Here is a 26,704-nt window from a genome sequence, read left to right as displayed (position 1 = left end):
CCGTTGTAAAGAAAAAGACATGTTTATTCTCTCAAGGCGACATTCCTTTCTCCGAGCAATGCCCGCAATCGATTCAAACATTGTTCAGACGGTTGTACACCAAATGTTTCGGGAAGCTTGACCGCTTTCTTTTTTCGTTCATGGTAAATAAATACAGGTATGCTGCCTGGATAATCCTGCAATACTTTTTTTATTTCGAGAAGCTTTTGTTTCTCTGATGCTTCATCTGCAATTTTTAAAAATAAAGCACGCTGCCGTTTAAATTCCGAGATGTCTTTTACGTCTTGAATTATATATTGAACATGTTCATTTCTAATTTCCGGTTTTCCGGTCAACAAATAAACATTCCCTTTCTTTATTTTTCCGCTGAACTTTGCGTATTCATTAGGAAACAAGACCGCTTCTACATCCCCGCTTTGATCGCTTATATTGAGAAAAGCCATCGCCTGGCCGCTTTTTGTGCGAATTGCCTTTACGTTTGTCACATACGCGCCCACATGAACTTTTTTTTCAATCCATTGGGATAAATCCATTAATCGAACTGCCCCCAGCTGCTTCAAAACCGAATCGTAAGGCTGAATCGGATGGCTTGATAAATAAAATCCTAATGTTTCCTTTTCGAATTTTAATTTTTCTTCAATGGTGAACGGTTCTACTTCCACATACTTTGGTTTAATCGCAGCAAGATCGTCAAGCGGAAAAACGATTTGCTCTTTTTCATCCATTTTGAATAATTCTGCATGCTCGAGCGCAACATCTATACTAGCAAGCAACGTTGCCCGATCTTGCCCAAAATCATCCATCGCGCCAGAAAAAATGAGCGCTTCTATTGTTCGGCGATTGACTGCCTTTGAAGACATCCTGATACAAAAATCAAACAAATCTTCAAAAGGCTTCTTTTTTCTTTCTTTTGCAATTTCTTTCATGGCGGCAATGCCAACATTTTTAATCGAGGCAAGTCCGAATCGGATAGATCCGTTTTCCACTAAAAAAGAAAAACCGCTTTTATGAATGGACGGTGGCAGGATTGTAATTCCCATTTCTGAAGCTTCTCGAACATATTGCGCTAATTTTTCTTGATTTCCTCCGATGCTCGACATTAACGCAGCCATAAAATATAAAGGATAGTGGGCTTTTAAATAAGCAAGCTGATAGGCAATCATGCTGTAGGCAACAGCGTGGCTGCGGTTAAAACCGTAGTTGGCAAATTTAACAATGAGATCGTATACTTTATTCGCGGTTTTTTCGTCGTATCCTTTTTTTAAACAACCTATAATAAAGCGATTTCTGTTTTCATCCAAAATCGTTTTAATTTTTTTGCCGACGGCCCGTCTCAACAGGTCTGCTTCCCCTAACGAAAAACCGGCCATTTTCGCTGCGATTTCCATTATTTGCTCTTGATACACAATGACTCCGTATGTCTTTTCTAAAATAGGCTGCAAATCTTTATGCAAATATTCTACCGGCATCCGGCCGTGCTTCCGTTCGATATAGACAGGAATGTTTTCCATCGGTCCTGGACGATACAAAGCATTAACCGCAACCAAATCTTCCAAATTAGTAGGTTTTAGCTTTTGTAAAACTTTCCTCATTCCTTCTGACTCAAATTGGAACACACCTGTCGTATTTCCTTCCGATAAAAGGGAAAACGTTTTTTCATCATCATAATTTGTAAAGTGGACAGAGAGCTTTGTTCCCTCGTAACGTTCAATTAAACGTTTGATATCTTCTATTAACGTTAAATTTCGCAGACCTAAAAAATCGATTTTCAACAGCCCGATTTCTTCTAAAAAATCCATTGAATATTGTGTTAAATATATATCGTGATGACCATTTTGAATCGGAATGACTTCAGTCAGCGGATGATCGCTTAGCACCACTCCCGCAGCATGCGTCGATACATGGCGCGGCAAGCCTTCCAGCTTTAAAGCCGTTTCAAAAATTTCCTTTCCTTTTTCCATTGAATGAAGGATGTTTCGAAATGCTGCCGATTGTTCAAATGCTTCTCTTAAAGTAATTCCGAGCTTTGAAGGTATGTGCTTTGCGAGCACATCCACCTCTTTATTCGAAGCTCCAAGCGCTTTTGCCACATCTCGAATAGCAGCTTTGGCCGCAAAAGTACCGAAAGTGATGATTTGAGCCACATGCCCTTTTCCGTATTTTCGCGCAACATATTCAATCATTTCATCCCGTCTTGTATCCGGAAAATCAATATCGATATCTGGCATAGAAACACGTTCAGGATTTAAAAAACGCTCAAACAATAGATTATAGCGAATTGGATCTACATTCGTAATATCTAGTACATATGCCACTAAAGAGCCGGCTGCTGAACCGCGGCCTGGACCGGTTACAATACCTTTTTCATGCGCGTATTTCATAAAATCCCAAACGATTAAAAAATAATCGCTAAAATTCATTTTTTTTATAACAGACAGCTCATACGAAAGCCTTTTGACATACTCGTCCGAAGGGGATGTTACTTTTTTTCTTAATCCTTCAAAGCACAGCTGTTCAAGAAAATCATCGCTGCTCAATCCTCCAGAAAAGGGGTATTTAGGCAATTTTGTTTTGCCTAATTCTATTTCAACATGGCATTCGGAGGCGATCCGAACAGTATTCTCAATGGAATCAGGAAAGTTCGCGAAATTGTTTATCATTTCCGCCGGGGATTTTAAATAATATTCGCAAGCAAACGCTGCGTCTTGTTCTTCTACAGTCGTTCCGTCTTTAATCGCCAGCAAACAGCGGTGTGCAAATGCATCATCCTTTTCAACATATAAAACATCGTTCGTTGCGACAATCGGAACTTTGATCGTTTCTCTCAGCTCCGCAATTTTTTCATTTAATTGCTGCTCTTCCGGCAAGCCGTGATTTTGTAAGGATATGTAAAAAGAATTGGGATCGAGCATGCTTTGAAAAAACTCCACCGCTTTTCCTGCCTCTGCAATCTGTCCGTTTATAAGCAGCTGCTCAATCAAGCCTTGTCTGCCAGGTGTGATCACAAAAAGATCCCTGCTGTATTGTTTAAAAAAAGAAAGCGGAAGTCCTTTCGGAAACTTTGTTTGCAGCAAACTGCTTAATTTAAGCAAATTGCGGTATCCGCTGTTATTTTTAGCAAGCAAAACAAAAGGATACGGTTCGTTTTTTATGATAACGGTAGCAGTTAAACCGAAAATCGGTTTAATCCCGTGTTCTTTACAAATTTTATAAAAAGAGAGCGCTCCATACATGACATGATGGTCTGTCAAGGCTAGAGCTGTTTGACCAGTTTTTTTCGCATAGCGGACAAGCTTGTCCAATCCCGCAGCACTAGTCAGCAAACTATAGGCGCTCTTCACTTGTAGGTGAACAAAAGGCAATGAAGACCCCACCTTTTTTCAATGATTTCTTAAAACAATTATAGTCATTGTTTTCAATGAAAGACAAACTTCATACTTTTATCTTCCCATCCATATACATATAAAGAAAGAGAATAAAACAAGCCTTTTCACTGCTTGCTGAAACCGGCTATTTAGCAAGTTTATTATAATCATATTTCACCAATGAACGGAAGAAAGGATGGTGGAAGCTCAATGGAAACAGATACTTTTATTGCAACCTTTATTAAAGTGTATTTTATTGCGTTAGGAGTCATTTTCGGCGGCTCGTTAATCGGCGGTATTGGCGCATATATTACAGGCGATGCTCCTCTCACCTCCATTTTCAGAATGGCAAACAAATTGAAAATTTGGGCTCTTGTTGCAGCTATTGGAGGGACGTTTGATGCGTTTTACAGCTTTGAACGAGGGATTTTTGAAGGAGCGACAAAGGACATTGTGAAACAGATTTTGTTAATCATTTCCGCCATGGGTGGTTCTCAAACAGGCTGGCTCTTAATCTCTTGGTTCACACAGGAGCATGTTTCGCAATGAGAATCCCGCCTTATTATAAAAAGCCTTCATGGCAGCGTTTTTTTGCCGGAGTTGCCGTAGGAGCTCTTATTAGCTGGGGGTTTTTTCTATATTCCTTTGGCTATTACCAAGAAAAACAAGTAAAAATCATTTCAACGCAGCAAGAAACGATCGAACAATTAAAAAATGACATTCAAATTTGGCAGAGGGATTACAAAGAGCTAAATAAGAGAAACTTAGAATTATTGACTGTACAGGATGTCAAAATCGAAATTAAAAATGCGGAAAAATATAAGCTGGATGAATTAATGAAATATTCGATTGAAAATACGATCAAAAACGATTTAGCTGATTTAATTGCAAAAGATATTGACAGTGTTGTGAAAACAAGGCATTTAATTGCCAAAACGATTGAAAATAGAAAATATAAAATAGATGACAAAGAATACAACGCTACTGTCGTGGAGCTTGTCATTACACCGACCATTATTGTTGAAGTAGAATTGAAATTGAGCAAATAATAATGGCAACTTTTCTCCTATTATGAGGAGGGAAAAAGCGCCCTCCTTAAGATGCTTTACATAAAGCGACCAGCTCTTGAATGATTAGATCCGCAGTTTCCCAGCTGTCGATCGTAGCTCCGGCCGCAAGCGGATGGCCTCCGCCTTTAAAGCGTTTTGCAAGCTCATTGATCACGATTCCCTTCGAGCGGAATCTGACCCGAATTTCGTTGTTTTCCTCGACAAACAGCACCCACGCCTTGATCCCTTCAATATTTCCTAAAGCACCGACGAGCTGTGAAGCTTCGGAAGGAGTGACGCGGTATTCGTCCAATAGTTCTTTTGGAAGCTTTATATAAGCGGCCCCTGAATCAGTCAAAACGAAATTTTGCAGGACGTAACCGTTCAGCTTCGCCACATTAAGTTTCGTTTTATACATTTCGTCGTATATTTGCGTAAATGAAAACCCATAGTCTATAATCTCGCTTGCATATTGGAACGTTTTTTTCGTCGTATTTGAAAACAAAAATCTTCCTGTATCCCCAACAATTCCGGCATAAATGAGACTGGCTGCTTTTTTCGATAACGTTAAGCCTTGATCTTTGCCAAATAGATAAAATTCATAAATCATTTCGCTGACAGAGCTGGCAGATGTGTCTACCCAGACTATATCTCCATAAGGATCTTCATTTGGATGATGATCGATTTTGATCAATTTTTTCCCTTTATCATATCTTTGATCGCAAATTCGTTCTTGGTTAGCTGTGTCACATACGATGACGAGCGCTTCTTGATAGACGTCATCTTGAATTTCATCCATTTTGTATAAAAACGTTAAAGAAGGCTCATCGTTGCCGACTACATATATGTTTTTTTCAGGAAACGATTCTTTTAACAATTCCGCAAGCCCGCACTGAGAACCGTATGCATCAGGATCCGGCCGGACATGTCTATGTATAATAATCGTATCGAATGCTTTTATTTCATTTAAAATCTGTTGTTTCATTTCAGCTCTCCTTTATCATCATAAATGTTTTATTTCATCATTTACTAATGGTAAAATGATATACGATACTTAGATGGAGGTTGACATCATGCCTGTTTTAGCTATCCTAACGGTCATTTCTTTATCTTTTTATGTTTTTTACAAAATCAAATATTTTCGCACGAAACGTCCGATGGAAAGAAGCTGGATTTCATCTAAATCTAGCATTTCTCTAGGATTGTTTGTCTTCTTTTTCGGATTAAACCAAATGTTTTTAAACCGATCCACTGTTGCGCTCATCGTCGGTGTTGTTTTTATTATAACAGGTTGTCTGAGCATTTGGGCAGGATATAAAGCTTACAAATATTATTTGCCTTTGGCAATCAAAGAAAGCGAAAATGCCCGCTAAGAAAATTATATGGAAGAGACTGTCCTTATTTTTCAGACAGTCTTTTTTTAATTACGATCCATGATTTGCACCATTAACATAGCTTTGCCGACTAAAGTGTTTTCGTGGAATACTTCCACATCAATTTTCCCGAATTTTCGACCCACGTCTAATATTTTCGGATGAATTTCAATCATGCTTTCCATTTGAACAGGTTTCAAAAAATAAATCGTCATATTCTCAACGACAAGCTCGCCTTTCTTTTTTTGTCTCAAATGATAATTGGCCGCTTCTGTAACTAGAGTTGTGAAGGCACCGTATGAAATGGTACCGAACTGGTTTGTCATTTGCGGTGTTACTTCACATTTAAAAATGTTTGATTCTTTTGCTTCATCAGAAAGATTGATCATCTGCCTCGTGATGATGTCATCAATTTTTTCACCTGTGTGCGGCTGCCGTTCAATTGAATGGAGAGCCTTTAAAACGTCCTGTCTGGAAATCATACCTGATAGGCGGCCGTTTCCGTCCACAACAGGCAATACTTCAATTCCTTCCCAAACCATTATTTGCGCAGCTGAAGCGACAGATGTTTTTCCTGTAACGGTTATCGGACTTTTTGTCATCACTTTTTCAATGGATGTTTTTCGATCTGACGTCATAATATCCTTTGCCGTGACAATTCCAACAACCTTCAAACCTTGATCAATGACCGGGAATCGTCCGTGTCCAGTTTGCCGGTTGTATTCAAACCAGCGTTCAATCGGATCATTCGGGGTTAACGTGACAGTTTTTTCTAACGGGGTCAAAATGTCTTCCACTAACACGATTTCCTTTTTGATCAGCTGGTCATATATCGCTCTGTTTATCATCGTAGCCACTGTAAAAGTATCGTAGCTAGTGGATATTATCGGGAGCTCGAGCTCATCCGCCAGTTTTTTTACATAATCATCTGTGTCAAATCCCCCGGTTATTAAAACGGCGGCTCCTGCTTCCAAAGCCGACTGCTGAGCTTTTGTCCTGTTGCCGACAATGAGCAAGTTTCCAGCACCTGTATATCTCATCATCGCTTCCAATTTCATGGCGCCGATAACGAATTTATTTAATGTTTTATGAAGGCCGGCCCTTCCGCCTAACACTTGTCCGTCGACAATATTGACAACCTCCGCAAATGTCAGCTTTTCAATATTGTCTTTTTTCTTTTTTTCAATTCGAATGGTGCCGACCCTTTCGATTGTGCTGACAAAGCCTTTATTTTCCGCATCTTTAATCGCACGATAGGCAGTTCCTTCACTGACATTCATAACTTTGGCAATTTGTCTGACTGAAATTTTATCTCCGACGGGCAGAGACTCAATATAGTTCAAAATTTGTTCATGCTTTGTCGCCAATTTCTTCCCTCCTTTTAAGTTACAAGATTGGCGAATTCTTCAAACATTTACTTATTTTTTCCTAAAATTTACTGTTTAGCAAACAAATGCTTGGAACTCATAATACGTAAAATGAACGGCTAAAAGCCGTCCATCAAAAATCTCACAGTTCGATTGTTTCTCCTGGTTTCAATAGGAGACCGACACCGTCTGGAAGCTTGGAAACAAAATCTTCAGGGTTTTGCTGGATCACTGGGAACGTGTTGTAATGAATCGGCACGACTTTTTTAGCTCGAATCCATTCTGCTGCTGTAAGAGCATCCTCCGGCCCCATTGTATAATTATCGCCAATCGGCAAAAAGGCTAAATCAATTTCATTGCGTTCTCCAATTAATTTCATATCAGAAAACAATGCTGTATCGCCTGCATGATAAATCGTTTTGTCCTCAGCTGTCAACAAAATTCCTGCTGGCATGCCAGTATACACAATGGTTTGGTTATCTTCCGTATAGCTGGAGCCATGGAAAGCCTGAGTCAGCTTTACTTTTCCAAACTCAAACTCGTATGCTCCCCCGATGCTCATTCCATGGGTTTTAATCCCTTTCCAGCTCAAGTATGTAGCCAGCTCTGCAATCGCCACGACTAACGAATCATTTCTTTTTGCAATCTCAACCGTATCCCCTACATGATCATTATGGCCGTGTGTCAACAAAATGACATCTGCTTTCACATCTTCTACCTTCAAATCGGTTTGCCCGTTCCCATTAATGAACGGATCAATGATAATGTTTTTCCCATTTGTTTCAATTTGAACGATGGAATGACCGTGAAAGGAAACCTTCATAAAAAACCCCTCCTTTTTGAATCTACTTTCATTTTACTGGAAACTTATGCTTTTGAAAACGTTTTATCGTTATTGATGAAATCGATGAATGACATTAGCGGCTCCCGTCGCTTCAATTATGGCGCCTGTAATAAAATCTGACTGTTCATCGCACAAAAAGGTTATAATTCTTGCGATATCTTCCCCTGTACCTGATCTTCCAATCGGCGTGTTCACGTCAATATGTTTTCTAGCTTCTTCAATGGTCGCCTCTTTCATTTCCGCCGTAATGTTTCCTGGACAAACCATATTTGCTGTGATGCCGTTTTCCGCCTCTTCAATAGCAATCGTTTTTGTCAAAGAGACTAGTCCGGTCTTAGCCGCGCTGAACGCCGAGCGGTGAAGCCAGCCTGAAGCATCCCCGGCACCTTGGAAGCCGTAGGTAATGATTCGGCCATACTTTTGTTTCCTCATAATCGGGATTGTTCGTTTCACTAAATGAAACACCGAGCTTAAATTTCCTTCAATCATTTCATACCATTCCTGATCAGAATAATCAGCAAGCTTTTTCCTCTCAAATATATACGGACCCGCATTATTAACTAAACAGTCAATACGGCCAAAGCACTGATAAGTTTGATCAATCAGCCGAATTAAATCTTCCTTTTTCGTCACATCACATCGTATAAACAGCAAACGGTCGCGCATAGAAGCATATTTTTCCTGCAGTTGTTCAACTCCTGTTTGATTATTGTGATAACTGACCGTCACGCTGTACCCCTTTTCCAAAAATAATTCGGTCACCTTACGTCCAAGACCTCTTGAGCCTGCCGTAACAATTGCATGGCGCACCCATCAATTCCTCCCTTTATTTACTACAATCATTTTACAATAATTTTTTAAAATGCAAAAACGGAATAGCTTCCACGATTTTTATCAGCAAGAGGTTGGAATGCAAGTGCAAGGCGGCCTTTCCATACAAAAAAGCGGGCACAATGAGTACCCGCCTGTTTCAGCTTATGCGCAGAAGACTGATTTTTCATTGAAGGTCTTTATTCAATTAAAACAAATGGAGTTGGATTTATATAATCGCCTTTGCTTTATTGATTTGCTCCTTTACTTCCTTAAATCCGGTTCCACCTAAGCTGTTTCGTTTGTTGACCGCTTCGTATGGGTTCAGAACTTCATATACATCATTTTCAAACAGAGAGGATGCTTCCTTATACTCTTCTAATGGCAAGTCAAGTAAATAGATTCCTTTTTGAATGCATTTATATACAAGTTTTCCGACTACTTCATGAGCTTCGCGGAATGGAAGACCTTTTTTCGCCAAATAGTCAGCAAGTTCAGTAGCGTTTGAAAAATCCTGCTTCACCGATTTTTCCATCTGCTCTTTATTTACTTTCAGCGTTTCAATCATTCCCGTCATAATTTGCAAACAGCCCTCTACTGTTTTTACAGTATCGAACATGCCCTCTTTATCTTCCTGCAGGTCTTTGTTATAGGCAAGAGGGAGACCTTTTAAAACCGTCAGCAAACCGACGAGATTGCCGACGACGCGGCCGCTCTTCCCTCGAATTAATTCCGCCATATCCGGATTTTTCTTTTGTGGCATGATGCTGCTGCCGGTCGAATAAGCGTCATCCATTTCAACGAACTGGAATTCCTGCGAGCACCATAAAATTAATTCTTCGCAAAATCTTGAGAGATGAATCATCAACAGCGAGCTGTTGCTCATAAATTCAACAATAAAATCCCTGTCGCTCACCGCATCCAGGCTGTTTAAATAAACTTCATCGAAGCCTAAAAGCTCAGCCGTATATTTCCGGTCAATCGGAAAGGTTGTCCCAGCTAATGCGGCAGCGCCAAGCGGACTGATATTAATCCGTTTCAAAGATTCTGTAAATCTAGATTTGTCACGCTCAAGCATCCAAAAATAAGCCAATAAATGATGGGCGAATGAAACCGGCTGCGCCCGCTGCAAATGTGTATATCCCGGCAAAATCGTCTCAATATGCTGTTCAGCTTTGTTTACAAGCGCTTTTTGCAATTCTCTGATCAGTTCCACAATGGCTTCAACATGTTTTTTTAAGTATAGATGCATATCGGTCGCCACTTGGTCGTTGCGGCTTCTTGATGTATGCAGCTTTCCGCCGATCGGTCCGATTTCATCTATTAACATTTTTTCAATGTTTAAATGAATATCTTCATATTGAACGGAGTATTCAAGCTCCCCATTTTTTGCTTTTTCCAAAAGACGGTGCAGCCCTTTTTCAATCGCTTCTCCTTCCTCTTTTGTTAAAATGCCGCACTTGGCAAGCATTTTAACATGGGCGAGGCTCCCTTGAATGTCTTCCTCTACGAGCTGTTTGTCAAACGTGATCGACGCATTGAATTCGTCGACCCATGCTTCGGGCGTCTTTTGAAAACGGCCGCCCCAAAGTTTTTTCATATTGTCACCTTCTTGTTTTTCACGATGCTGTTCACCGCTGTTGGAAGGCCGAACAGTTTAATAAAGCCGACTGCTGCTTCATGATCAAATGAATCTTCTTGCGTGTAGGTGGCCAGCTTTTCATCATAAAGCGAGTACGGAGATTTTCTTCCTTCAACAATTGCGTGCCCTTTATACAATTTTACGCGCACTGTCCCTGTTACATATTTTTGAGTTTCTTTCAAAAATGCTTCCAATGCGCTTTTCAGCGGAGAGAACCAAAGACCGTTGTAAATAAGCTCGGCAAGCTTTTGTTCGATCAGCGGTTTAAAATGCGCTACTTCTTTAACCTGTGTTAAATCTTCCAATTCTTTATGCGCTTTGATCAATGTCATAGCCGCAGGGCATTCGTACACTTCGCGCGATTTAATGCCGACAAGTCTGTTTTCCACATGATCGATTCTGCCGACGCCATGTTTTCCAGCGAGCGCATTCAGCTTCAAAATTAGTTCATCTAACTGCATTCTTTGACCGTTCACTGCTACCGGTACGCCTTGTTCAAATTCAATTTCGATGATGTCCGCTTCATCCGGTGCATTTTCAATGGAAGAAGTCAGTTCATAAGCATCCTCAGGCGGTGCAGCCCATGGATCTTCTAAAACTCCGCATTCATTGCTTCTTCCCCATAAGTTTTGATCGATGGAATATGGGCTGTCAAGATCAATCGGAATTGGAATGTCATGCTGTTTCGCATATTCAATTTCCTCTTCACGCGACCATTTCCATTCCCGAACAGGTGCCAAAACCTCCAGCTCAGGATTTAACGCTTTTATGGAAACTTCAAAGCGCACTTGGTCGTTTCCTTTTCCGGTACAACCGTGAGCAACTGCGACAGCGCCGGTCTTTTCCGCTATTTCCACTAATTTTTTGGCAATGAGCGGTCTTGAAAGAGCGGAAACAAGAGGATATTTACCTTCATAAAGGGTGTGTGCCTGAAGGGCGATCAACGCATATTCTTCCGCAAACTCTTTTTTCGCATCTATAATATAAGATTGTACAGCACCGACTTTTAGTGCTTTTTCTTTAATAAACTCTAAATCCTTCCCTTCCCCAACGTCCAGACAGCAGGCAACGACGTCGTATCCTTTTTCTTGCAGCCACTTGATGGCGACAGATGTATCTAAACCTCCAGAATAGGCCAATACTACTTTTGGTTTTGACATGTTCATTCTCCTCTCCGATGTATACAAAATGAATAAAAATACTTTTTTATTCATAAAAATGCAATCATTAATTAAAAATGTAACAGTTTTGCTGACTTTTTTCAATAGTTTTTTTAAAAAAGCATTATTTGTTTATGATATAATTTGCATAATAAAAAATGGAGGAATGGAAATGTTTGAATATAACGAAAGATTGGGGATTCCTCTTCCTGCATTCAGCAAGCATTGGGAGGAATATCCAAATGAGGTTCAACAGCAAATTTTATCGGATTGGGAATGTATACGTGGACAAATCCCTGACCGCATTAAACATTTAGAAGCGATAATAAATAAAAAACAAGAGCAGTTGAATGACGAAGAGGATTTTGATCTTTCGTGCAGACTAAATGAAGAAATCAGTGAGATTGCTTCCATCATCAATGATTTATGGCTTTGGTACCGGATTGATCCGCATATAACAAAAGCTTGAGAAATTATATTTTCATCTCAAGCTCATCCCTTCATAATGATGTCTATATTGATAAAATTTATGTGCAAACTCAATGGCCACTTTCATAGAACGATAGCGAATGCCGCCTCCGATCATTAAGCTTAAAATCGGTTTTCCCCGAATTGTTTTATATTTGAATGTTTGCACGGCAATGCATTTTAAGATTTGGTTTACAGTTTGATGGTTGACAAATGGTTCGTTCTGCTCATAAAAATAAGCATCATCTCCATTTTGTAATTCCTCTTTTAGTTGATTCCACGCTTCAAATTTTAAATGTTTCGGCATTAAAGAGCCGTGAAAAACCTTTAGAGACAGCATCATTTCATAAGGGGACGAAACTTCATAACCATACGCAAGAGATAATGTTTGCACAGCCCGCATATGAAAAATTATTTGCAGCACAATATCTGCACTTAGCGAAAAAACACCACCGGAAGATGCGATTCCTCCTTGAATAAAGGAATACAGCCGCTGCTTCGCCATTTCCTTCTCAGCCAATTGATAGCATTCTTCTAAAGGGAGCTTTTTTAAATCAGTGATCGTTTGAACTTGATCGGAAATAACACGTGCAAATGAGAGGATCCGCTTCCGTGTTTCTGAATAGAAGATCGAGCTTTGCAAAATCGAATGCATATGAAACAAAACGTAATCGACCTTCTCAAACATTTCTTTTTGAATATGCTCAGGAAGGTCATTCAATCTTGTTTCCAGCCATTTGTCAAATGGAAGCGTGCATTTACATGCACATTTTTCCAACTCTTCCTCCCAGCATTTCATTTGATTTACCCAGCTTTCTTCCAAAATGGCCCCCAAAAATGCACCGCCTTTCTTTTTAAACAAATGCTCGCAAATATACAATGATATTATACCACGGAATTGATATAACTCTTAAGAGTCGAGCATTGATAAAATCCAATCCTTTACATCTATCATCCGATTATACTTCGGCAATCGCTCTGTCCCTGAAACGATGATTGCTGCTAAAGAGTCATGCTGGTGTAAACCGCCATGACTCGCACCGCCCACATGCACTGGAGATGACCCGTACTTGAATTCAAAGCCAGGATAAGCGCTAATCATAAGAAATTGTCCTTTATGTGACAAAGCGGCTGCATGTAATCTTGCCAGCGCATCCGGATATTCACCGTACTTAATTCGGCTTCCTTCCGTGAAAATATCCAACACTTCAATGTCTCCGTTTAAAGTCCACATACTTCCATACGGATCTTCCCATTGACCTCCTTTTTTAAACATCAGCATTCCTTCCCGTCGCCCTGAAACAACTTTTATTTTTTCCTCCTCCCGCCAAGCGATGACATCAATGCGTGCATCTGTTTTCAAAATGTTTGCAATTTCTTCAAGCGAATGGTTCGGCTGTAATAAATATACGAACGCCATGCGTTGATTGACCGCAAGTACGATATCATCATCCTTCCGTACACCTTTTGACAGCTTGGTAATACGATATGAGCTGAGTAGCTTTTCTAAATGGATCAGAGGATTTTGATTTCTCGGGCGGACAACCGCTTGGCCGTTATCGCCCATAATGATCCAAACATTGTTCTTCAGCGCTTCCTCCCATGAATGAAAGCTGTCTAACACTTTTTGCAATTCACGATCTGTTTTTACGATTCCTGACAGATCCTCAACTCCTTTTTTATGTATAATTTGATCCATATCAGGAAAATAGACCATTGTAAAAGGAGGCAAAGAATGATTTTTAATAAGATAAATAAGCTCCTGAGCAGAAAATCGATTATTAAAGCCAAATCTTTGCCAGAAGTGTCCATACTTTGCAAATGGGTTTTGTTTAATGAAGGAGCCGTAAGTTAACAAATCCGGCCCCTTAACAGCAAGGCTTCTATGAAAAGTAGGCAGCAAAGATAATAAAAACGGAAGCTGCATTACTTTTTCCTGACTTCCTCGATAGAGAAGTCCATTAATAGACGCGGAATTTTTCCCCTTTTTGCTCAGTTCTTCAAAAATGGTTGCGGCCTTTTTGTTTAAATGCTCATGATTTATATTGTACAGCGGATCCTTTAATGAAGTTGCGAGCCCCAGCTGTAAAAGCTCAGATGCATTTGTTCCATAATTAATAAGACGCTTTTCTTCATCATGAAACCAGACTAATCCTGGAACGTGATGCACATCTGAGTAATGCCCGGTAAGCAGACTGCTTTCCACATTGACGGACATCGTCGGAAAAGGACTGATAATTTCTGAAGCAGTACCATGCTTCATGAAAAAGGCGAAAGCCGGCGCCATTTTATTGTCTACTGCTTTTTTCAAAAAAGGGAGCATGAGAGTATCGATAATCAACAATATCACATTTTTGTTAGCCATTTTGTTCCATCCTCATCGTTTATTTGCTATTAGAATTTGTCTAGAAGGTGAAAATCATGCAAAAAACTCCGGTTTTTTAAATCGGAGCAATATTCAACGCTATTATCATTCTCATCCCCCCAATCATCACTTAAGAAATGTTGGAGGGAATGAATCATTTTAGTTCCCATGCATCGTTCATCATATAAATAGATTATTTCCACTTTTTATTGGTAAAAAAAAGCAACCTCCGTTCATATCCATTTCGGAATATGAAAAAAGGTTGCGTTGGTTATGAGTTCAGGTTTTGCTGTTATCCATCGGCAAAACCTTATAAATTCGCTATTCTCATTACATCTCTTGCAATCATCACTTCTTCATTTGTCGGTATAACTAGAACTTTTACTGGTGAGTGTGGATAGTTAATAAACGCTTCTTTTCCACGTACTTTGTTTAAGGCAGGATCCCAATAAACGCCCATAAATTCCAATCCCCGCAGCACTCGTTCGCGGACAACGTCACTGTTTTCACCAATGCCGGCGGTAAAGATAATCGCATCCACACCGCACATCCGCGCCGCATAAGATCCGATATATTTATGAATGCGGTCAGCAAAAACCGCCAATGCCAATTCGGCGCGAGCATTCCCCTTCGCTGCAGCATCTTCGATATCGCGCAAATCGCTTGAGAAACCGGATATTCCTAAAAGTCCGCTCTTTTTATTTAATACATTAATAACTTCATCAGCAGTTTTACCTGTTTTTTCCATGATATATGGGATAAGCGCTGGATCAATACTTCCGGAACGAGTTCCCATCGCAACACCTTCAAGAGGCGTAAATCCCATCGATGTATCGATTGATTTTCCGCCTTCAACTGCTGCAATGCTGGCACCATTTCCTAGATGGCAGGAAATAAGCCGCAAATGCTTTAAAGGTCTTTCAAGCAATTGAGCTGCCCGTTCCGTTACATATTTATGAGACGTTCCATGGAAGCCGTATTTGCGAATTCCGTATTTTTCATAATAATCATATGGCAAACTGTATAAGTAAGATTGTTCCGGCATCGATTGGTGAAAGGCAGTATCGAACACCGCTACCGCTGGAACGTCCGGAAGCACCTTTTGGAAGGCGCGAATGCCAAGCACATTGACTGGATTATGCAAAGGCGCCAAATGAGAGAGTTCTTCAATTTTCTTTAAAGTTCCATCCGTAATAAGCGCTGAGTCACTGAAGATCTCTCCTCCATGTACAACCCTATGACCGATTCCGTCAATATCATTTAACGTCCGGATAATTCCATATTCAGTTAATTTATTTAGCACAAGCTGTACCGCTATTGAAAAATCGGTAATTTGACAACTTTCTTTCTTTTCTTCTCCGTTAACATATATCTTAAAAAATGATTGGTCCAAACCAATCCTTTCAACTACCCCTTTTGTTAAAACTTCTTCATTCGGCATTTCAAACAATTTAAACTTTAATGAAGAGCTTCCAGCATTTACAGCTAAAATCTTAGGCATGTATTTTCATTCTCTCCTTCTTTTTGTTGATGAAACTTTTTTAAAAATTCCTGCATGTGACATAGAAATTAGCAAAATATGTGAAACACCAGACTTGTCTAATTTTAAAAAGAGAGATGATCGCTCTATACATTTAAACATTGATAAAGCAACATTTCAAGTGAAAAATAAATGTTTATCTGTATACAAAAATTTCTAAAAATAAAAAGCGCTTCCATCCACTTCCTAAATGAAACGGAAAGCCACTATTCGCTAAAACCGAAGATTTCTTTTCTCTAGTTTAGTTTTTATGAAAAATAGAAGAAATAAACCGAATCCTAAAAAAAAGGCGACATGGCTGTCACCTTTTAGTGTCTTCATCTTTTCATTTATTTGTCCGGAGCCACTCATCAATTTGATCCATAATCGAAGCAAGAGCTTTTTTATTCGAAAATTTCGGTAGATCAACAAGCATAACCCGTTTGGGCGGTACAATTCCTTCTCCCTTTTTTTGCAAAATAAAGATGCTTTTTCGACTATTTTCCGATTTAAACATGGAGCGCGGGAGCTGCAACAGGCCTTGGATCACTGTATTTTCTTTTAAATATCGATTCAATTTTGGAGCTTCAGGCGTCTCAAAAAGATGGTTTGGTATAAGGAAAAACAAATAACCGCCTTCTTTTGTATAGCGGATGCTCTGCTCAATAAAAAGATGATGGGCGTAAGAATGGCCTTCATCAGCCTTCAATTCAAAATGCTTTGCGACGTCATGATCGGGATAATAGCCGACTGGCAGGTCGCACACCACCGCATCCACAGGGTCGATAAAAAGGTTTTTTAAGCTATCCTGATTATAAAAGTCAATAGAATGCTTCTGCAAATTTGCATTCACATAAGCGATTTTAACTAACAAATCATTTATATCGATTCCAATGCTTTCAACTTGCTTTGCTTCCAGTTGGTTTAAGACAGCCGAGAGTAAATTACCCGAACCTACAGCAGGGTCTAAAATCATTAAATTTTTTTCATCTTGAAAAAATTTTTGCACAAGATAGCCGAGCAATATGCAAACACTGTCAGGGGTCATTTGGTGGATTTGCTGATTATCTTCCTTTAATCCTTTTAAAACAGCGAGCTGAAAAGCTCTCCGAATTTCTTCATTTGAGTAGTGATCCAAATGAAACGTCCGGTATATATTGTTCAGTTTTTTACTTGTAATTTCGCTAATGGAATCTTGAACTGCAGTTCCGTGAAACAGGTTTTCTCCTGTATTCGCTACCGCTTCAATGTATGTACAATTCATTTCGTTTTTAATGATTTCTGCCGTCTCATTAATGAGTGAAAACAGTTTTTCAACATTTGAAAATCCTTGCATAAAGGCTTCCTCCTTTAAGCTCGTCACATCCTTTCATTTTAGCGTTTCATTGTTTTATAAGCAAGAAAAAAAGGACCTTGCATCAGGTCCTTAATTTGCTGCTTTTGCAGCTTCAATCGCCGCTTCATAGTTTGGATGATTTGTCGCCTCGCTGACATATTCTACATATGTTACATTATTGTTTGAATCAACAACAAAAACAGCGCGAGCAAGCAGACGCAATTCTTTGATTAATACTCCGTACGCCTGTCCGAAAGAAGCGTCGCGATGGTCAGATAACAATTGTACATTTTCAATTCCGTTCGCACCGCACCAACGTTTTTGCGCAAAAGGAAGATCCATGCTGATTGTTAAAATTTTAACATTATCCAGCTTGGAAGCTTCTTCATTAAAGCGGCGTGTTTGTGCATCACATACGCCAGTATCGATCGAAGGAACAACAGAAATGATTCGGACCTGCCCTTTTGTATCAGCTAAAGTAACTTCCGACAAATCATTCGCAAGCACTTTGAAATCAGGCGCTTTATCTCCAACCTTCACTTCATTTCCTAAAAGAGTTACCGGATTTCCTTTAAATGTTACGTTTGCCATTTTATCCCCTCCAAATCTATGTATAGTTTAACTATAGCTTGTTTTTGAAGACTTTTCAAAGAAAAAGTGTTTGAAAATTTCAAAAAGCTGCCAAAGCAGCTTTAAATGTCAAAATCAATTTTTTCTTTTTCATTGTTATCGTCTTGTATATGTTTTTTCTTTCGAAACAGTTCTTGAATTTTTTCTACCGTTTGAGGGGTTGCATCTAAAATTTTTTCATAAAGATGGGTATTTTCATCTAAATGAAGAATTTTGATTCCATTTGTTCCAACAATAAGAAATGCGATTGGCGTAATCGATACACCGCCTCCGCTTCCTCCGCCGAAAGGAAGTTTTCCTTTTTCACCTGTAGTGCTGCTTCCATAAGGACTGCTTGAATGTTTTTCACCTGTCGGTCCGTAAAATTCACTGCCACCTGCCGCAAATCCGAATCCCACTTTTGAAACGGTTAGTATAACACTCCCATCAGGAGTTTCAACTGGATCGCCAATTATGGTATTGACATCGATCATTTGCTGCAAGTTTTCCATTGCCGTTTTCATTAACCCTTGAATCGGATGATCGCTCATACTTTTGCCTCCTCTAAACTATGTTCATTCTTCTTGTTTTTCTTGGCAAACGGTAAGTTTCGCCATAATGCTGTTTTTGATCTCGACCATTTTACGAGACGCAATCCTGCTATGATAGCATTCCCAAGTCGGAATTGCATCATACATACAAATGTCGTTTTCAAAACCATTCGGTTGAAATTAGGAAAGATTGAAACAACTGGATAACCTATTAATGTAAAGTATCGGGAAGCGAAATAAATAATAGAGCTTTTCATCCCCCATAGTGTACCCGCCGACATTCCTGTTGAAGCAGCTTCTCCCGTTCCGATTTCAGTACGCCATTCCCATTTCACAATCCGAACCTTCTTCAAAAATTTCCGAATAATAAAGGAAAAATGGATAACATTTTCCAATATTTCTTTAAAATTTTGCAGCTTCTCAAACAGCTCTTCAGGAGTCACTTTTTCGGACGATTTTTGAGTTGAATGTTTCGTTTCTTTTTCTTGTTTATAAACAATATTTGGACCTTCTTGATCCAGTTTTATAAAAGGGATTTTGATTGTGTAGCGAATAAGGCCAAAAAACAATAGAAATGTCACTCTTAACCGATCGTCATATTTATCGTGTTTATATGAAAGTACAATCGTTAATTTTGTCATTGCAACAAGAAGCACAAATATCAAAAATAGGAAAAAGACTATTGCAAGCCAAAATGGCATAATTTCACATCCTTTCAGTGAACCATTATCACCTCTCTATAAAAAAATAAACCTGCCTTTTCGGCAGGTCATCTTGAAAACCGTTCATCATGAATAACTGTTGTATCGCTGAATAAATCGTGCAATCCTTGTTTCTTTTTTGTAAAAGCAACGATCAAATATCCAATCCACGTAACCTTGGAGATGTACCGTCCGATCCATTCCCTGAAGAAAACATCGGTCCATGTAAGCTTATCATTTTTTAAAGATATAACACGCAGGCCAAAAACCATTTTCCCGAGCGTTTGTCCTAAAAACTTCGTCATAAGAATAAAGTAGGAAAAGAAAAACAAGGCGCTTAAAATTCGATAAGGTGAAAAAATAAAATCGCTTTTTTCCAATCCGATCAGTAAAAAAAGCGGATTGGCAACAATTCGGATGACGCTTGAAACAACAATGAGGTCAAGCAAGTATGCCCAAAACCGCATCCAAAATCCCGCAAAGTGATAAGAGATGTCTGTTTGAACCTCACGCTTTTGTTCAATTTGATTTATTTCTTCAAATGTTCCATCCATGTTGGCACCTCCTACTCCGAATATAAATACATCAGGCGGGGAGAATTCGGTTGTGAAAACAATTTGTATAGTCCCTGCATTTCCAGATCTTTAGAGATCACCTTCCCAGCCATCATGGAAAGGAACGATTCAAATCCAAAGCTCGATTTATATTTGAATACATATGGATCTGATAAGTCTAAGTCTTTTTTCATCATTTCCACCGCATCATCAAAATAGCCTAGCTCGTCAACTAAATGGAGCTGCTTCGCCTGCCGGCCGTCATAAATTCGTCCATCGGCAATTTTCCGCACTTCCCCTTCATCCATCTTTCTTCCTTGCGAGATTACGTCTACAAAGCCTTCATAAGCGTTATTCACCATTTTTTGAAGAATTTCTCTTTCCTCTTTTGTCATATCTCTTGTTGAAGAAAAAATGTCTTTATATGGACCGCTTTTGATCGTTTCTACTTTCACCCCAAAGTTTTTTGCCAATTCACTGTAGTTTATTCCTTGCATAATGACCCCTAGCGAACCTGTCATCGTATCCGGTGCTGCAATAATTTTATCGGCAGGAGTTGAAATATAATATCCTCCTGAAGCTGCCATGGTTCCCATCGAAACATAAATCGGCTTTTTCGCCTTTTCTTTAACTTCCATTAGTTTTTTATGAATTTCTGCACTTTCCACTACTCCCCCGCCAGGAGAGTTGACTCGCAAAATTATTCCTTTTACGCTTTTATCCTCGCCGGCCTTTTCAATCAATTTCAAAAATTCTTTATGATTGTAGCCTTCACTGGCAAAAATCGATGTAACATCTTCTCCCGTATCTTGAATCACTCCATTTACTTCCAGCACCGCAATTTTTTCATCCGGCATTCCTTCTTCAAGGACTTCCTCGGAAAACTGCGATTCAAAAAAATTCTCAGACAATTTTTCTGCATTTGAAACAGCCATAGAAGTAAAGCTAATGATCATCGAAAAAACAAATAATGCTGCGGCAATTCCTAACGCAGCCCACCTTTTTCCACTCAAGATGTTTACCTCCTTGATTCAATTTCACCTTTTTTGACATGTTCCATTATAAAAATGTTAAACTATATATCATAGTGTATTTTAACATTTATTTATATAATTGTGGAGAATCTTCCAAAAAGAGGAGGTTTTTTTGATGGATCCACGCCGAAATATCTACTTCTTTTACAAACATAGCGATCACCTTGAACAGAAAATAGCTTCGTTGATTGACTTGGCGAAGCAGTATGATTTTCGTCCTGTTGAAGATTGGAGACATGCGAACATTATCGTAGCAATCGGAGGGGACGGAACATTTTTGCAAGCGGTTAGAAAAACGCAATTTCGCGACGACTGTCTGTACATAGGCATCGCAACTGAAGGGCATATCAGTTTTTATTGTGATTTCCATATAGATCAAAAAGACAAATTAGTTGAAGCTTTTCAGCTGGAAAAGGTCGAGGTAAGAAGATATCCAACCATCGATGTCACCGTCGACCATGAAGTAAAGATTTCCTGCTTAAATGAATGCAGTGTCAGATCAGCAATTATTAAAACATTTGTTCTGGATGTATTTATTGATGATATGCATTTTGAAACGTTCCGAGGCGATGGAATGATTATTGCCACTCCAACAGGGAGCACAGCCTACAATAAATCTGTGAAGGGAGCTGTCGTCGATCCGCTCATAGACTGTTTACAAGTAACTGAACTTGCATCTTTGAACAATAATCTATATCGGACGTTAGGATCCTCTTTTATTTTAAGCGGAAATCGAAAGCTTACATTAAAAGTAGTGCAGGACGGCAACGATTATCCGATTATCGGAATGGACAACGAAGCTCTAAGCATTCGTCATGTCAACCAGCTGGATATTGAATTAGGAAAGAAAAAAATTAAAACTGTTAAATTAAAAGATAATTCTTTCTGGGATAAAGTGAAAAGAACCTTTTTATAAAATGAAAATGAGCGAAAAGGATCACCTTTTCGCTCAAAAGCCAAAATATTCATTTATTGAAATGTTCCGCCACCGCCAGATAGTTGCTGCTGAGCAAAAGATACAAGCCGCTTTGTAATTTCTCCTCCAACGGAGCCGTTCGCGCGGGATGTAGTATCAGGACCTAAGTTTACACCGAATTCTGATGCGATTTCAGTTTTTAATTGCTCAAGTGCTTGTTCAGCACCAGGAACTAAAATTTGGTTAGAGTTGCTAGATCTGTTTTGAGCCATGTGTCATTCACCTCCTTGTGGATATAGAATGTGAAAAAACACATGGCTTCATGCATAAAACGAAATGGTAATTGTTTTGAACTTGTGGAATATTATAGTAAATTTTCAAAATCCTCTTCTATTTTTTCTTGTATATCATGTTTTCTTGGAAATTCAATTGTTACTGTTTCCTCAATCGCCTTCTGAATGAGAGGTTGAAAATCTACATAGCTTTCAAGCTTTAATATTTTCTCCCTTTTCGGCTTCGTTTTCGGTGAAGCTGGTGTAAAAATAGTACAGCAGTCTTCATAAGGTCTGTTTGAAATCTCAAACGTATCAATTTTTTCGGCAATTTCAATGATTTCATTTTTATCCATTGAAATTAAAGGTCTCAGTATAGGAGTTGTCGTCACTTCATTAATAGCATACATGCTCTCAAGCGTTTGGCTTGCTACCTGCCCTAGACTTTCGCCTGTTACAATGGCTAAGGCGCCTCGGTTTTTCCGAATTTCATCGGCAATTTTTAACATCATTCTTCTAGTCGATGTCATTGTATAATTTTCTAATATTTTTTGCTGAATGGTCACTTGAATTTCTGTAAACGGAACGATGTGAAGCACGATTTTGCCGCCAAATTCGGTTAATTTTTCTACGAGATCCATAACCTTTTGCTTCGCTCTTTCATTCGTATATGGAGGGCTGAAGAAATGGATCGCTTCAATCTCCAAGCCTCTTTTCATTGACAAATACCCAGCGACAGGGCTGTCAATTCCTCCAGAAAGCATCAGCATCGCCTTTCCGCTTGAACCAACCGGAAGCCCTCCCGCCCCTTTAAAATCTTTGCACATTATATATGTGGCATGCGGACGGACTTCTACGCGCACGTTTATGTCCGGATGATGAACATCTACTTTCAAACCGTCAGTATGAATAAGTATATGCCGACCAATTTCATAATTGAGTTGGTCTGAAGTTAACGGAAACGATTTATCTGCTCTTTTGGCCGACACTTTAAAAGTGTCTCCGTTTTTATACAATTGCTTGACTGCCTGTAAAGCCGTGTCCTTTATGGCTTCGATGTCGCTTTTCGTTCTGATTGCCAAACTGAAGGACTGTATGCCAAAAACTGTTTGCAATTTTTCCGCTACCTTTTCCCCTTCTTCTCCATTTAATTTGATAAAAAGGCGATCTCTGTTCGCTGTATACTCTAAAGACGAAAAGGAAGACAATGCAAGTTTTATATTGTTTTTCAAATGGTTAATAAAATGTTTACGATTTTTTCCCTTTAAAGACATTTCACCATATCTGACTAAAATATGATCATATTGCATGTTTATAACCCCATTATATTTTTTAATTTTTGTATAGATGATGGCAGGACGTCAATCAACGGCTTGACATCATCGATCGTCTGCCCAATTGAAAGGCTTATGCGGATGGCGCTTTCGGTGATGCTGCTTTTTTTGCCCATCGCCTTCAATACTTTGCTTTCTCCCTTTTTCCTTGAAGAACAAGCTGAAGTAGTGGAGACATAAATATTCTCCTCTTCAAGCATATGAACTAGAACTTCCGCTTTTATACCAGGTACAGAAAAGTTGATAATATGAGGGGCGGAAGATTCCTTTGGTGTGTTGATAATAATGCCATCTATTTTTTCAAGCTCATTTATAAGATAGTTTTTCGTATTAATCAGACGATCGATCTTCTCTTCATAGTCGTTGAATGCCAGCCTTAAACCTTTCGCTAGGGACACGCTGCCCGCTAAATTTTCAGTGCCTGATCTAATGCTTGCTTCCTGGCCACCCCCTGATAAAAGAGTGAGAATTGGTGTATTTTTTCTAATGTACAACACTCCTGTACCGTTTAGGGCATGAAATTTATGGCCAGATATTGTACATAAATCAATTCCCGCTTTTTTTATATTTAAAGGAACCTTCCCGACTCCTTGCACGTGATCGACATGATAAACGATGTTCGGATAGTTTTTAAGTATTTCGCCAATCTCTTCAATTGGCTGAATCGCTCCGATTTCATTGTTGACATGCATAACGGACACTAAGATTGTATCGTTACGTACAGCCTTTTGTATGTCAGCTGGAGACACAATGCCATTTTCATTTACAGGAATCCACGTCACTTCAAACCCGAATTCTTTTTCAAGCTGTTCAAATGCTTCGCTGACAGAAGGGTGTTCAATTACAGTCGTAATCAAATGCTTTCCTTTATGTCTTTGTGCAAAAGCCGCGCCTTTAATCGCCAAATTATTTCCTTCCGTTGCTCCAGACGTAAATATGATTTCCTGTCCGCTTACACCTAGCAAATCGGCTACTTGTTCTCTTGCTTTTGTTAAAAGTCTTTCCGCTTGAACACCCAAATGATGAAGAGATGATGGGTTCCCGAAAAACTTTTCCGCCACTTGCCGGTACGTATCAAGTACATCAGGGTAAGGCTTTGTAGTTGCACTATTATCCAAGTAAAGCATCGGTTGTATACCCCTTTGAATTATATTTTCTAACACTTTGCAATGCAATATTAACATAAGTAAATTGAAATGAAAAAGAAAAGATCATAACATAAACGGGCTCATTCAGACGAAAGCCTTTGTCCACGCACGTAAGCCGCTTTTTTTGTGAATTCAACAACGTCATCTTCGATCATCGTCGTCTTCCCGCATCCGCCGATCCCAAGCAGCGTGTAAAACTTCCCGCGTTCAATCTTAAAAACTGACATCATCAAGCACGACTAACCTCGCTCAAAACGGAAGATTTCCCCTTTCTTCGTCAGTCGTTCCCCATTTCTTGAACCGCAAATAAAATTTGAGATCAATCTCTTTCTCATTCCTATCAATCACTTTTAGAACACAGAGTAAAGAAATAAAAAAACTCGTTACTCCTCTAGCATTTTGCTTTAGAGAAACGAGAATTAGCTGATTTTCTCAGCTGTTCATTATGCCATAAAAAGTTGATAAAAGCATCGGCTTCTATTTTTCAAAATAACCGGACTATCGTGAATTACTTTTTAAGCAGCTCATAAAACGCCTATAGCGCAAAGCGTAATGTCGTTCCAAAAGACTGCCGGAATCCTGCCACAGCTGCCAGCAGGTGCAATAGTTTAAGCCGCTGATGATTCGCTTCTTGAATCCGTTCATTCATCATGTCCTTTAGCTGCCCTTTTTGTATGCTCCTTGCCTGCCTGAGCTAAATCGGGAAACGTCAATCCTTGAAAAAAAGTTTTCATTGACTGCCTTCGTTTCTATTTCCTTTTAATGAAGGGGCTGTCTAATAAGTCGTTTTTTCGGGTTATTGACCCCTTTAATGTTTTAGAAACTTTGATATATCGGTGTTTATGATTTTTTGTTTTCGATGGGAGCTTGACTTTCTGGACAACTCCAGCGTATTACCGAATATTGCTTCAGCAACATGTTAAATGATATCCAAAGGCACTTTTTTACGAGGTTTTGGAAATGCCTCATCAAGTCGGTTCAAGTCTTCTTGGGTTAATTCAATAGCAGCAGCTTCAGCATTCTCCAGCACATGCTGCTCTTGTCCAGCTTTTGGAATAGCAATGACATCATCCGTGCGTATCGTCCAAGCAAGTGCAATTTGTAATGGTTTTACATTATATTTTTTGGCAATTTCATTAACAGTTGGATCCGTCAACAACTGCTTTCTTAATGTACCTCCTTGGGCAAGGGGGCTGTACGCCATAATCGGTATATGATGTTCCCGGTGCCAAGGCAGCAGATCAAAATCAATTCCTCTCGAACCTATATGGTATAACACTTGGTTTGTCGCACAGTTTGATCCGTTGAGCGTGTTCCATAGCTCTTCCATATCGTCTGTGTCAAAATTGGAGACTCCCCATCTTAATATTTTTCCTTCTTTTTGCAGCTTTTCCATACCTTCGATTGTTTCTTCTAAAGGAATGCGGCCTCGCCAATGTAAAAGATATAAATCTAAATAGTCCGTCCCCAGCCGTTTTAAGCTGTTTTCACATGCAACGGAAATCTTGTCTAGTCCTGCATTATGCGGATACACTTTAGAGACTAAAAACACATCATCTCTGCGCCCTTTGATTGCTTCGCCGACTAAGCGTTCAGAAGCGCCATTTCCGTACATCTCAGCAGTGTCAATTACTTTCATGCCCAATTCTATTCCAAGTTGTAAGGCTTTTATTTCTTTAGCTTTCTCCTGTGGCTTATCTCCCATGTACCATGTTCCTTGACCTATGCATGGAACAGTCGTACCATCAGGCAGCTTCACTACTCGTTTTTCAACATGACTTCTTATTTCCATGATTTTATTACTGTCCAATAATCCCATCCACTCTCGACCCTTTCCGTTATATTGTGAAATTCCCATTCTATAAAATTCCGCTTTCATACCTCAACCGTCTTTTCGACTTCAAAAATATGTACGTGCTTTCGAAACTTGTTTTTAGTGTTTGTTTAATTGCTATTGTTTCCCTTTTACACCTTTATAACAAATGTGGCAATGAATTACAATAAAAAAGCCCTTCACAGCGGCAAGCGCCTAGAAGGGACAAATAAAAATAAGGAAAGGGCGATTTGCAAAATCATCCGGCTGTGGAATTTCATTATCTTATAGATAACAAGCTCTGCAATTGTTCATGTTTGTACGAGTGGAGTTTCAATTTCTTATAGGTTTTCTCATGTTAAGTGAAAAAATATGCTCTCCAAACCGACATTTCGCACAGCATTATTGCTTCAACTCCTCATAGTTAAATAAAAATGCTTACTGACTATAGTCCAATATGGAAGCATGGGCAAT

Annotated in this window: 25 protein-coding genes and 1 pseudogene; 5 read left to right on the top strand and 21 right to left on the bottom strand. The window is 39.2% G+C overall.

Annotation, left to right across the window (positions count from 1 at the left end):
• Nucleotides 1-23 precede the first annotated feature (23 nt).
• Nucleotides 24-3,362 (bottom strand): DNA polymerase III subunit alpha, encoded by a 3,339-nt coding sequence (gene dnaE, locus NSQ61_RS01200; RefSeq protein ID WP_339230295.1) that lies wholly within the window; start codon nucleotides 3,360-3,362, stop codon nucleotides 24-26.
• A gap of 213 nt (nucleotides 3,363-3,575) precedes the next feature.
• Here dnaE and NSQ61_RS01195 point away from each other — a divergent pair, with 213 nt between their 5' ends.
• Entirely contained in the window at nucleotides 3,576-3,914 is a 339-nt protein-coding gene (locus NSQ61_RS01195; RefSeq protein WP_063387392.1) for a YtrH family sporulation protein, read from the top strand.
• A complete protein-coding gene (gene ytrI, locus NSQ61_RS01190; protein WP_066247820.1) occupies nucleotides 3,911-4,414 on the top strand; it encodes a sporulation membrane protein YtrI in 504 nt (167 codons plus the stop codon). Before NSQ61_RS01195 ends, ytrI begins: the two co-directional genes overlap by 4 nt.
• Before the next feature lie 46 nt (nucleotides 4,415-4,460).
• Here ytrI and NSQ61_RS01185 read toward each other — a convergent pair whose 3' ends face one another.
• Nucleotides 4,461-5,399 (bottom strand): DHH family phosphoesterase, encoded by a 939-nt coding sequence (locus tag NSQ61_RS01185; RefSeq protein ID WP_144597843.1) that lies wholly within the window; start codon nucleotides 5,397-5,399, stop codon nucleotides 4,461-4,463.
• An 88-nt stretch (nucleotides 5,400-5,487) separates the two neighbouring features.
• On the opposite strand from NSQ61_RS01185, the gene NSQ61_RS01180 reads away from it, so the two are divergent.
• Nucleotides 5,488-5,787, top strand: a complete 300-nt coding sequence (locus NSQ61_RS01180) for a YtpI family protein (protein ID WP_063387389.1) — start codon at nucleotides 5,488-5,490, stop codon at nucleotides 5,785-5,787.
• Nucleotides 5,788-5,834: 47 nt separating this feature from the next.
• On the opposite strand, the gene NSQ61_RS01175 is transcribed toward NSQ61_RS01180, so the two are convergent.
• The 5 genes from NSQ61_RS01175 to NSQ61_RS01155 form a co-directional block, all read right to left on the bottom strand.
• The gene (locus NSQ61_RS01175; protein WP_066247825.1) at nucleotides 5,835-7,154 is read right to left on the bottom strand and encodes a CBS domain-containing protein; all 1,320 of its coding nucleotides are present in this window, start codon (nucleotides 7,152-7,154) and stop codon (nucleotides 5,835-5,837) included.
• Nucleotides 7,155-7,296: 142 nt separating this feature from the next.
• Complete coding sequence (locus NSQ61_RS01170) at nucleotides 7,297-7,977, bottom strand: metal-dependent hydrolase (RefSeq protein ID WP_340805734.1); 681 nt, start codon at nucleotides 7,975-7,977, stop codon at nucleotides 7,297-7,299.
• Between the two features lie 69 nt (nucleotides 7,978-8,046).
• Nucleotides 8,047-8,808 (bottom strand): SDR family oxidoreductase, encoded by a 762-nt coding sequence (locus NSQ61_RS01165; protein ID WP_063387386.1) that lies wholly within the window; start codon nucleotides 8,806-8,808, stop codon nucleotides 8,047-8,049.
• A 229-nt stretch (nucleotides 8,809-9,037) separates the two neighbouring features.
• Nucleotides 9,038-10,408: an argininosuccinate lyase gene (argH, locus tag NSQ61_RS01160; RefSeq protein WP_063387385.1), complete on the bottom strand. Its 1,371-nt coding sequence runs from the start codon at nucleotides 10,406-10,408 to the stop codon at nucleotides 9,038-9,040.
• Nucleotides 10,405-11,610 (bottom strand): argininosuccinate synthase, encoded by a 1,206-nt coding sequence (locus NSQ61_RS01155; RefSeq protein WP_063387384.1) that lies wholly within the window; start codon nucleotides 11,608-11,610, stop codon nucleotides 10,405-10,407. The genes argH and NSQ61_RS01155 overlap by 4 nt, the downstream gene beginning before the upstream one ends.
• 172 nt (nucleotides 11,611-11,782) lie before the next feature.
• On the opposite strand from NSQ61_RS01155, the gene NSQ61_RS01150 reads away from it, so the two are divergent.
• A complete protein-coding gene (locus NSQ61_RS01150; RefSeq protein WP_422386928.1) occupies nucleotides 11,783-12,079 on the top strand; it encodes a hypothetical protein in 297 nt (98 codons plus the stop codon).
• 12 nt (nucleotides 12,080-12,091) lie between these two features.
• Here the strand turns inward: NSQ61_RS01150 and NSQ61_RS01145 are convergent, their stop codons facing one another.
• From NSQ61_RS01145 to sppA, 9 genes are all read right to left on the bottom strand, one after another.
• Nucleotides 12,092-12,913 carry an EcsC family protein gene (locus NSQ61_RS01145; protein WP_340805731.1) on the bottom strand — a complete coding sequence of 274 codons (822 nt, stop codon included), beginning with the start codon at nucleotides 12,911-12,913 and terminating at the stop codon, nucleotides 12,092-12,094.
• 75 nt (nucleotides 12,914-12,988) lie between these two features.
• Nucleotides 12,989-14,443, bottom strand: a complete 1,455-nt coding sequence (locus NSQ61_RS01140; protein ID WP_340805729.1) for an alkaline phosphatase family protein — start codon at nucleotides 14,441-14,443, stop codon at nucleotides 12,989-12,991.
• Between the two features lie 310 nt (nucleotides 14,444-14,753).
• On the bottom strand, nucleotides 14,754-15,944 hold the full coding sequence (locus NSQ61_RS01135; RefSeq protein WP_063387378.1) for an acetate kinase: 1,191 nt from the start codon (nucleotides 15,942-15,944) through the stop codon (nucleotides 14,754-14,756).
• Nucleotides 15,945-16,308: 364 nt separating this feature from the next.
• Complete coding sequence (locus NSQ61_RS01130; protein WP_144597838.1) at nucleotides 16,309-17,298, bottom strand: class I SAM-dependent methyltransferase; 990 nt, start codon at nucleotides 17,296-17,298, stop codon at nucleotides 16,309-16,311.
• 90 nt (nucleotides 17,299-17,388) lie between these two features.
• On the bottom strand, nucleotides 17,389-17,889 hold the full coding sequence (gene tpx, locus NSQ61_RS01125; protein WP_340805723.1) for a thiol peroxidase: 501 nt from the start codon (nucleotides 17,887-17,889) through the stop codon (nucleotides 17,389-17,391).
• A gap of 101 nt (nucleotides 17,890-17,990) precedes the next feature.
• Nucleotides 17,991-18,458: a GerW family sporulation protein gene (gene ytfJ / locus NSQ61_RS01120; RefSeq protein WP_066247839.1), complete on the bottom strand. Its 468-nt coding sequence runs from the start codon at nucleotides 18,456-18,458 to the stop codon at nucleotides 17,991-17,993.
• Nucleotides 18,455-19,159, bottom strand: a complete 705-nt coding sequence (locus NSQ61_RS01115) for a DUF2953 domain-containing protein (protein ID WP_063387374.1) — start codon at nucleotides 19,157-19,159, stop codon at nucleotides 18,455-18,457. The genes ytfJ and NSQ61_RS01115 overlap by 4 nt, the downstream gene beginning before the upstream one ends.
• A 68-nt stretch (nucleotides 19,160-19,227) precedes the next feature.
• Nucleotides 19,228-19,713: an RDD family protein gene (locus NSQ61_RS01110; RefSeq protein WP_063387373.1), complete on the bottom strand. Its 486-nt coding sequence runs from the start codon at nucleotides 19,711-19,713 to the stop codon at nucleotides 19,228-19,230.
• 11 nt (nucleotides 19,714-19,724) lie between these two features.
• Nucleotides 19,725-20,726, bottom strand: coding sequence for a signal peptide peptidase SppA (gene sppA, locus NSQ61_RS01105; RefSeq protein WP_063387372.1), 1,002 nt, complete (start codon nucleotides 20,724-20,726; stop codon nucleotides 19,725-19,727).
• A 136-nt stretch (nucleotides 20,727-20,862) separates the two neighbouring features.
• Here sppA and NSQ61_RS01100 point away from each other — a divergent pair, with 136 nt between their 5' ends.
• Nucleotides 20,863-21,663 (top strand): NAD kinase, encoded by an 801-nt coding sequence (locus NSQ61_RS01100; protein ID WP_094246343.1) that lies wholly within the window; start codon nucleotides 20,863-20,865, stop codon nucleotides 21,661-21,663.
• A gap of 53 nt (nucleotides 21,664-21,716) precedes the next feature.
• Here NSQ61_RS01100 and NSQ61_RS01095 read toward each other — a convergent pair whose 3' ends face one another.
• From NSQ61_RS01095 to NSQ61_RS01075, 5 genes and pseudogenes are all read right to left on the bottom strand, one after another.
• Nucleotides 21,717-21,935 (bottom strand): alpha/beta-type small acid-soluble spore protein, encoded by a 219-nt coding sequence (locus NSQ61_RS01095; protein ID WP_063387370.1) that lies wholly within the window; start codon nucleotides 21,933-21,935, stop codon nucleotides 21,717-21,719.
• 92 nt (nucleotides 21,936-22,027) lie between these two features.
• Entirely contained in the window at nucleotides 22,028-23,245 is a 1,218-nt protein-coding gene (gene thiI, locus NSQ61_RS01090) for a tRNA uracil 4-sulfurtransferase ThiI (protein ID WP_117017222.1), read from the bottom strand.
• Nucleotides 23,246-23,247: 2 nt separating this feature from the next.
• Nucleotides 23,248-24,396, bottom strand: coding sequence for a cysteine desulfurase family protein (locus tag NSQ61_RS01085; protein WP_117017221.1), 1,149 nt, complete (start codon nucleotides 24,394-24,396; stop codon nucleotides 23,248-23,250).
• Nucleotides 24,397-24,568: 172 nt separating this feature from the next.
• Nucleotides 24,569-24,657 (bottom strand): annotated as a pseudogene (locus NSQ61_RS20190) (ATP-binding cassette domain-containing protein); the annotation flags it as partial.
• Between the two features lie 679 nt (nucleotides 24,658-25,336).
• The gene (locus NSQ61_RS01075) at nucleotides 25,337-26,236 is read right to left on the bottom strand and encodes an aldo/keto reductase (RefSeq protein WP_311067361.1); all 900 of its coding nucleotides are present in this window, start codon (nucleotides 26,234-26,236) and stop codon (nucleotides 25,337-25,339) included.
• Between the last annotated feature and the right edge of the window lie 468 nt (nucleotides 26,237-26,704).

Origin of the sequence: Aeribacillus sp. FSL K6-1121 (assembly GCF_038003725.1) — a bacterium.
GTDB lineage: Bacteria > Bacillota > Bacilli > Bacillales > Aeribacillaceae > Aeribacillus > Aeribacillus composti.
The sequence above is the reverse complement of the archived record's forward strand: the minus strand, read 5'-3'. Positions and strand labels throughout refer to the sequence as shown.

Excerpts from the sequence above, each read along its gene's own strand:
- tpx (WP_340805723.1), bottom strand. The coding sequence starts at position 17,889 with ATGGCAAACGTAACATTTAAAGGAAATCCGGTAACTCTTTTAGGAAAT.
- ytfJ (WP_066247839.1), bottom strand. The coding sequence starts at position 18,458 with ATGAGCGATCATCCGATTCAAGGGTTAATGAAAACGGCAATGGAAAAC.
- NSQ61_RS01135 (WP_063387378.1), bottom strand. The coding sequence starts at position 15,944 with ATGCCTAAGATTTTAGCTGTAAATGCTGGAAGCTCTTCATTAAAGTTT.
- NSQ61_RS01095 (WP_063387370.1), bottom strand. The coding sequence starts at position 21,935 with ATGGCTCAAAACAGATCTAGCAACTCTAACCAAATTTTAGTTCCTGGT.
- NSQ61_RS01150 (WP_422386928.1), top strand. The coding sequence starts at position 11,783 with ATGTTTGAATATAACGAAAGATTGGGGATTCCTCTTCCTGCATTCAGC.
- thiI (WP_117017222.1), bottom strand. The coding sequence starts at position 23,245 with ATGCAATATGATCATATTTTAGTCAGATATGGTGAAATGTCTTTAAAG.
- NSQ61_RS01185 (WP_144597843.1), bottom strand. The coding sequence starts at position 5,399 with ATGAAACAACAGATTTTAAATGAAATAAAAGCATTCGATACGATTATT.
- NSQ61_RS01110 (WP_063387373.1), bottom strand. The coding sequence starts at position 19,713 with ATGGATGGAACATTTGAAGAAATAAATCAAATTGAACAAAAGCGTGAG.
- NSQ61_RS01075 (WP_311067361.1), bottom strand. The coding sequence starts at position 26,236 with ATGGGATTATTGGACAGTAATAAAATCATGGAAATAAGAAGTCATGTT.
- NSQ61_RS01100 (WP_094246343.1), top strand. The coding sequence starts at position 20,863 with ATGGATCCACGCCGAAATATCTACTTCTTTTACAAACATAGCGATCAC.
- NSQ61_RS01085 (WP_117017221.1), bottom strand. The coding sequence starts at position 24,396 with ATGCTTTACTTGGATAATAGTGCAACTACAAAGCCTTACCCTGATGTA.
- argH (WP_063387385.1), bottom strand. The coding sequence starts at position 10,408 with ATGAAAAAACTTTGGGGCGGCCGTTTTCAAAAGACGCCCGAAGCATGG.
- NSQ61_RS01195 (WP_063387392.1), top strand. The coding sequence starts at position 3,576 with ATGGAAACAGATACTTTTATTGCAACCTTTATTAAAGTGTATTTTATT.
- ytrI (WP_066247820.1), top strand. The coding sequence starts at position 3,911 with ATGAGAATCCCGCCTTATTATAAAAAGCCTTCATGGCAGCGTTTTTTT.
- NSQ61_RS01140 (WP_340805729.1), bottom strand. The coding sequence starts at position 14,443 with ATGGCTAACAAAAATGTGATATTGTTGATTATCGATACTCTCATGCTC.
- NSQ61_RS01130 (WP_144597838.1), bottom strand. The coding sequence starts at position 17,298 with ATGCAAGGATTTTCAAATGTTGAAAAACTGTTTTCACTCATTAATGAG.
- NSQ61_RS01170 (WP_340805734.1), bottom strand. The coding sequence starts at position 7,977 with ATGAAGGTTTCCTTTCACGGTCATTCCATCGTTCAAATTGAAACAAAT.
- NSQ61_RS01155 (WP_063387384.1), bottom strand. The coding sequence starts at position 11,610 with ATGTCAAAACCAAAAGTAGTATTGGCCTATTCTGGAGGTTTAGATACA.
- NSQ61_RS01180 (WP_063387389.1), top strand. The coding sequence starts at position 5,488 with ATGCCTGTTTTAGCTATCCTAACGGTCATTTCTTTATCTTTTTATGTT.
- NSQ61_RS01115 (WP_063387374.1), bottom strand. The coding sequence starts at position 19,159 with ATGCCATTTTGGCTTGCAATAGTCTTTTTCCTATTTTTGATATTTGTG.